Origin of the sequence: Klebsiella sp. GG_Kp175 (assembly GCF_040062325.1) — a bacterium.
GTDB lineage: Bacteria > Pseudomonadota > Gammaproteobacteria > Enterobacterales > Enterobacteriaceae > Klebsiella > Klebsiella quasipneumoniae.
The window spans coordinates 81,743-88,042 of the sequence record NZ_JBEAFX010000016.1; the positions used below are offsets into that span (position 1 = coordinate 81,743).

Consider the following 6,300-nt stretch of genomic DNA (forward strand, 5'->3'; position numbering starts at 1 on the left):
GCGGTTAGCGCTCTTCCGTTGGGCAACTGATGTTTTCGTCGTACAGCCACGGCCCGGCGTAGTGGGCCAGCGAGTGCTGGTAGCTCACCCACTGCTCGCCGACCTGGCTGTGCATCAGGCACGAAGCCGGGGAGAGGTCGTAATAGGGCCGGGTGTCTTCGTGGCAGTACGGCACCTGATGGACGGTGCCGGGGATAGTGGAGATCAGCGCCTGGCGATACTGGGTCATGGTCAGGCTGTGGTTATGGCCGCAGAAGATGCGCGTCAGCGACGGGAAACGCTCCACCAGCGCCAGCAGACGGTGGCCGTTTTCGCAGGCGATCGGGTCCATCTGCGCATTGCCCAGCGGCAGAGGCGGGTGGTGCATAAAGATGGTCGCCGGTTTGTCGCCGCCCTCGAACAGCTGGGCTTCCAGCCAGCCGATGGTCTCGTCGGTCAGCCAGCCCTTCGAGGTGCCGGCGCGGCTGGAGTCAATAAACAGCAGGCGGGTGGCGAAGTCATCCACCGCATAGCGCATATTTTGCGGATCGTTGCCCAGCTGCGGGCACAGCGGGTGAAGATGCTCCAGAAAATGGGCTTTGTCGTCGTGGTTGCCGGGGATCAGATACAGCGGATAGTTCAGGCTGCCGAGGATCTGGCGGGCCATCTGATACTCCTCCGGGCGGCCACAGTTGACGATATCCCCGCTCACCACCACCGCGTCCGGGCGCTCGCGCAGCGCGTTAAGCTGCGAGACCACGTCGGCGTTGGCGGCGTTGACGTCGATAAAGCCGTACAGCTTCTCGCCGCGGCTGCGGAAATGGGTATCGGAAATGTGTGCTAACAGCATGAATCACTCCTTATTTGATCCCGGAGAAGCCGAAGCTCCGCAGGAACTGTTTCTGAAAAAGAATGAACGCCAGCATCAGCGGCAGGCAGACCATCAGCGTCCCGGCGCCGATGGTGCCCCACTGGCCGCCGGATTCGGCGCCCATGGCGAAGGAGACCAGCCCGACGGTCAGCACCTGCTTATCGGGATCGTTGAGCATCATCAGCGGCCACAGGTACTCGTTCCAGTGGTAGGTAATGCTGACGGTGGCGAAGGCCAGCACCGACGGCCAGGACATCGGCAGCAGCACGCGGAACAACACCTGCCACCAGCGGCAGCCCTCCATCAGCGCCGCCTCCTCCAGCTCTTTCGGGATGGCGAGGAACGCCTGACGCATCAGGAACACGCCGAACGCCGAGGTGAAGTAGGGCATCATCACCCCGGTGAGGGTGTTAAGCAGGCCGAAGGTTTTCAGGGTCAGCATGTTCGGCACCATCATCACTACCGGCATGATCATCAGCTGCACCAGGAACAGAAGAAACAGCGTCTGCTTGCCGCGAAACTCGTGGCAGGCGAAGACGTACCCGGCGGTGGTGATGGTCAACAGCTGCACGCAGAAGGTGCCGAAGGTGAAGATAAGGGTGTTGGCGTACAGGCTCAGCCAGTCGGCGCTGTTCCAGGCGTCGCGGAAGTTATCGAGGGTCAGCGGCAGGCGCGGCAGCAGCGAGGCCATATCTTCCCCGAAGGTGGTGGCGCTGAACGAGGTGGCCAGCATCCAGATAAACGGGCTGATCCACAGCAGCGCCAGGCAGCACATTAATACTGTAAGCGTAAAGGGCGACGAGCGGCGCAGGCGCAGCCACAGCGGACGCGCAGCGGCGGGTGTGCGGACCAGCAGCGGCGAAATGTCAGCGCTCATAGTGGGCTCCTTTCTCCAGCAGTTTCAGGTTAATCAGCGAGAAGGCGAACAGCCCGGCCAGGGTCAGGAAGGTGGCCGCAGAGGCTTTACCAAGGTCGTGGGTATCCCAGGCGAGATTCTGGATGTAATAGAGCAGCACGGTGGTGGCGTTGTCCGGCCCGCCGCGGGTCATGACCGCCACGTGGTCGATCTGGGTGATGGAGTAGATCAGCGCGGTGGTGATCACAAAGCTCAGCGTCGGGCGCAGCAGCGGCAGCGTGACCTTAAAAAAGACCTGCGTGCGGGTAGCCCCTTCCATCAGCGCCGCTTCCCGCGTCGAGGCCGGAATGCTCTGCAGCCCGGCGAGGAAAAACAGCATGTAATAGCCGGCGAACTTCCACACGCCGATCAGCGCCAGGGCCAGCAGCGCGCTGTTGCTGCGCCCCAGCCAGTTGTTATTCATCGGCCCGAACAGCTTCGCCAGATAGTGATCGAGCAGGCCGAGACCGGGCATAAAGATAAACAGCCACAGCGCGGCGGCGCTGACCATCGGGATAATCATCGGGAAGAAAAAGGCGGTGCGCAGCCAGCGGTTGACGCGATGGTTCTCGCTCAGCGCCACCGCCAGCAGCAGGGCGAGGGTCACCCCGGGCACCACCGTCAGCAGGATATAGAGCATGTTATTGCCCAGCGAATGCCAGAAGACGTTATCGGCAAACAGGCGGGCGAAGTTATCCAGCCCGACGTACTGTGCGCCGTCGCTGGCCATGCGGGTATCAAACAGGCTGTCATACACCGAACGCCCCAGCGGGAACCAGGTAAACAGCAGTAAAAACAGCAGGGAAGGCGACAGGATCAGCCAGGGAAGCCAGGTCTTTCTCATGGTGACGCGCATCTCGTTCAGCCATTTATCGAAGCCCGGATTGTGGGAAGCAATGACTACAGAGGCATGGCGGGGAGATGACGGTTTGATGAAGCGACGGGGAACACGCCGGGCGAGCGAGCCGCCCGGCGGGAGAGAACCATCAGAAGTCGGCTTTCAGCACCGCGCGGTAGCGGGCTTTGCCTTCGCGAACGTGCTTCAGCGCTTCGTTAATCTGCGACATCGGGAACAGCTCGGTGGTCGGGGCCACTTTGCTGCGCCCGGCGAACTTCATCAGCGTGCGCAGTTCGGACGGGTTGCCGGTCGCCGAGCCGGAGATGCTGCGGTCGCCGCCGATAAGGGTAAAGGCCGGCACCGGGAACGGCTTCATCACCGCGCCGACGGTATGGAAGTTGCCGCCGTAAGCCAGGGCTTCGAAGTACGGCTGCCAGTCGAGATCCACCGCCACGGTGTTGATAATCAGGTCGAACTGACCGGCCAGCGCTTTTAAGGCTTCTGGATCGCGGCTGTTGACCACGCGATCGGCGCCCATCGCCAGCACTTCCTGCTCTTTGGCCGGGTTGGAGCTGAAGGCGGTCACTTCCGCGCCCATCGCCCGCAGCAGCTTAATGGCGATATGGCCGAGGCCGCCGATGCCGATCACCCCGACGCGGCTGGTGGCGGTGACGTGGTGGGTCAGCAGCGGTTTAAAGACGGTGATGCCGCCGCACAGCATCGGGCCGGCGGACGCCAGATCGATGCTCTCCGGCAGGGGGATCACCCACTGCCAGTCGGCGCGCAGCTTATTGGCGAAGCCGCCGCGGTTGAGAATGGTCGGCACCGAGCCTTCCAGACAGTTGATCTGGTTGCCGCTGATGCAGGCGTCGCAATGGCCGCAGCTGCGCGCCGTCCAGCCGATGCCGACCTTCTGGCCAATCTTCAGCCCTTTATCCTGCGCCGCGCTGCCCAGCGCCGCCACCCGGCCAATCACCTCGTGACCGGCTACCAGCGGGTAGCTCGACATCCCCCATTCGTTGTCGATCATCGACAGGTCCGAATGGCAGATCCCGCAGTATTCCACCTCAACTTCAACATCTTCCGGCTGCAGCTCGCCGGCATCGTATTCCCACAGCGACAGATCGGCGCCCGCTTCTTTGGCGGCGTAGCTTTTAATGATGCTCATGTTCATTTCCTTGGGGTTGGCGTGATAACCCAGAAAGTGTAGAGCATGGCATTCCACGGCGCTTGGCAATCGGAGGGGTAGCGAAGCGGGCGGACCAGCCGCCCGTTAAGGTCAGCGGCTGGCGAGCGGCCACTGATTAAGGCGGATGCCGCGCTGTGGGGCGTTCTCGGCAAAATCATCCAGCACCGCCCGCACGTCCGGGTCCAGATAGCCGACGCTGTCGTGCTCGACGATCACCACACTCTTTTCCGGAATTTTCGCCAGCAGGGCCAGCAGATGCGGATTGTGCATAAAGGTCAGATTTTGCTGGATGCGCAGCACGTAGTGGTCATCGTAGCGCGCCAGCTGCAGCGAGTGGCGATGGCTGCGCCAGAGGCTGAACGCCATCTGGGTGGCAAGACCAATCCCGATCCCCGCCAGCATGCCGAAGGCGATAATCCCGCCGATGGTGGCGAGGAACGGGACGTACTGCGCCGCCCCCTGGCGGAACTGCTCGATGAACAGCCGCGGCGTCGCCAGCTTATAGCCGGTATACAGCAGCACGGCGGCGAGGCTGGCGAGCGGGATTAAGGTCAGCAGGCCGCTGAACCACAGGCCGCAGATCAACAGCAGCACGCCATGGATAAAGATCGACAGTTTGCTCTGCGCGCCGTTGCTGACGTTCACCGAGCTGCGGACGATCACCGCGGTGATCGGCATCGCCCCCAGAACGCCGGAGAGCAGATTGCCCACGCCCTGGGCGACCATTTCACGGTTCGGCGAAGGCGGCGGATTTTGCGGGCGCAGCTTTTTCAGCGCCTCCTGGCTGAGCAGGGTTTCGAGGCTGGCGACCAGCGCCAGGGTCACCGCCACCACCCACACCGACGGATTGCGCCACGCGCTCCATGCGGGAGACTCCAGCTCGCCCAGCAGGTCGCCGAGGCTGCCGAACGCCGGCAGGGTAATCCGCGGCAGGGCGGCCAGCTGCTGCGGCGCAAAATGGGTCAGCAGCAGGGTGGTCACGCAGCCGAGCAGGACGGCGATCAGCGGCCCGGGGATCCAGCGCAGGCTCTTCACCCGGCGGATAAGCGGCGAGCCCCACAGCCAAAGCACCAGAAGGCCGCCCGCGGCGACGGCAATCGCAGTGACGGAGAAAGCGGCATTGCCCTGAACCACATCGGCAAGCCCGGTCTCTTCCGCCGTGCCGAGCGCGACGGGGATCTGCTGCATAATCAGCAGGATGCCGATCGCCGCCAGCATGCCTTTGATGACGCTGGCGGGAACCAGCGAGATAAAGCGCCCGGCCCGCAGAATGCCGAACAGCAGCTGCAGCACGCCGGCCAGCACCAGCGCCATCAGGAAGAGGGAGAAGGAACCCAGAGATTCAATGGCGGCGACGACGATGGTGACCAGTCCGGCGGCGGGGCCGCTGACGGCGAAGCGGGAGGGGCTGAGGGCGGTGACGACCAGGCCGCCGATGATGCCGGTCAGCAGGCCGACGAAGGGCGGTAAGCCGCTGGCCTGGGCGATGCCGAGGCACAGCGGCAGGGCGACAAGGAAGACGACGATGCCGGCGAGAGAGTCCTGACGAAGCGTGTTCATGGGGCGTGCTCCTGCGGTGAGAGGTGTTCGACGAGGGTGGTTAAATGGCCGGAAGCCAGATCGTAGACGCAGCCGTGCAGGCTGAGCGGCCGCCCGCTGGCGAGCACCGTCTGCACCGGCTCACTCTCCAGCAGACGGGCGAACTGGGCGCGAACGTTGGCTTCCACCAGGGCGTCCAGCGCATGGCGAGAGTGCTCCGCGTCGGTGCTGGCGCCGGCGCCGGGGGAAGCCTCAACACCACACCCATCGGCAATCTGCGCCATTTCTTGATGCAGGGTGCGGCGCAACTGGCCGATGCGGCGAGCCAGCGCCGAGGACTCCTGCGCCAGCGGCAGGGTGGGCAGGGAGAGCGCCGCCTGCACACCGCCGCAGCCGTAGTGGCCGCAAAGCACCACCCGCTCCACCTCAAGGTAGTGGAGGGCATACTGCAGGACGCTCATGACGTTGTCGTCGGCGGGGTCGAGCATATTGGCGATATTGCGGTGGACAAAGAGCTCGCCGGGCTGGCTGCCGGTGAGCACCTCGGCGGGAACGCGGCTGTCGGAGCAGCCGATCCACAGCGAGTGGGGCCGCTGCCCGTCGACCCATTTTTCGAAATAGTCCGGGTCATGCTGACACTTCTGCAGCGCCCAGCTGCGGTTGCGGGCCAGCAAAGGTTTTAACGTCGTCACAAGTTTTCTCCTGAGTTAATTCATCGAGTGAATATGTCCATCAAGACTCGTACAGCGACTAGTAAAAATAGTGTTTACCGGAACTCTTCACGCCTGAGGAAAATCCTGGAATAAACGGCAAAAAGAAAACTTTTCATTAATGTAAAGTTATAAAAATATTGATGAAATCAATATTTGACTGCGGAGCGAGTGAATAACAAAAAGGCATTGGCTAAAACTTTCTGGAATATATGGGAATGGTGGTGGGTGGGGGTGGGGGGAATGTTGTGGAAATGGGATTTTGGGATGGGTGGGGGG

Annotated in this window: 6 protein-coding genes; all 6 read right to left on the bottom strand. The window is 62.7% G+C overall.

What is annotated here, in order from left to right; genetic code table 11:
* Nucleotides 1-4: 4 nt before the first annotated feature.
* The 6 genes from ABLU73_RS20640 to ABLU73_RS20665 all read right to left on the bottom strand — a co-directional run bounded on the left by ABLU73_RS20640 (nucleotide 5) and on the right by ABLU73_RS20665 (nucleotide 6,003).
* Nucleotides 5-829: a phosphodiesterase gene (locus ABLU73_RS20640; RefSeq protein ID WP_264924210.1), complete on the bottom strand. Its 825-nt coding sequence runs from the start codon at nucleotides 827-829 to the stop codon at nucleotides 5-7.
* 10 nt (nucleotides 830-839) lie between these two features.
* Nucleotides 840-1,727: an ABC transporter permease subunit gene (locus ABLU73_RS20645; RefSeq protein WP_004206543.1), complete on the bottom strand. Its 888-nt coding sequence runs from the start codon at nucleotides 1,725-1,727 to the stop codon at nucleotides 840-842.
* Nucleotides 1,717-2,601: a sugar ABC transporter permease gene (locus ABLU73_RS20650; RefSeq protein ID WP_181961085.1), complete on the bottom strand. Its 885-nt coding sequence runs from the start codon at nucleotides 2,599-2,601 to the stop codon at nucleotides 1,717-1,719. The genes ABLU73_RS20645 and ABLU73_RS20650 overlap by 11 nt, the downstream gene beginning before the upstream one ends.
* A 130-nt stretch (nucleotides 2,602-2,731) precedes the next feature.
* Complete coding sequence (locus ABLU73_RS20655) at nucleotides 2,732-3,751, bottom strand: NAD(P)-dependent alcohol dehydrogenase (protein ID WP_004178400.1); 1,020 nt, start codon at nucleotides 3,749-3,751, stop codon at nucleotides 2,732-2,734.
* A gap of 111 nt (nucleotides 3,752-3,862) precedes the next feature.
* Nucleotides 3,863-5,332, bottom strand: coding sequence for a SulP family inorganic anion transporter (locus ABLU73_RS20660; RefSeq protein WP_264924216.1), 1,470 nt, complete (start codon nucleotides 5,330-5,332; stop codon nucleotides 3,863-3,865).
* Entirely contained in the window at nucleotides 5,329-6,003 is a 675-nt protein-coding gene (locus ABLU73_RS20665) for a carbonic anhydrase (RefSeq protein WP_264924241.1), read from the bottom strand. The genes ABLU73_RS20660 and ABLU73_RS20665 overlap by 4 nt, the downstream gene beginning before the upstream one ends.
* Between the last annotated feature and the right edge of the window lie 297 nt (nucleotides 6,004-6,300).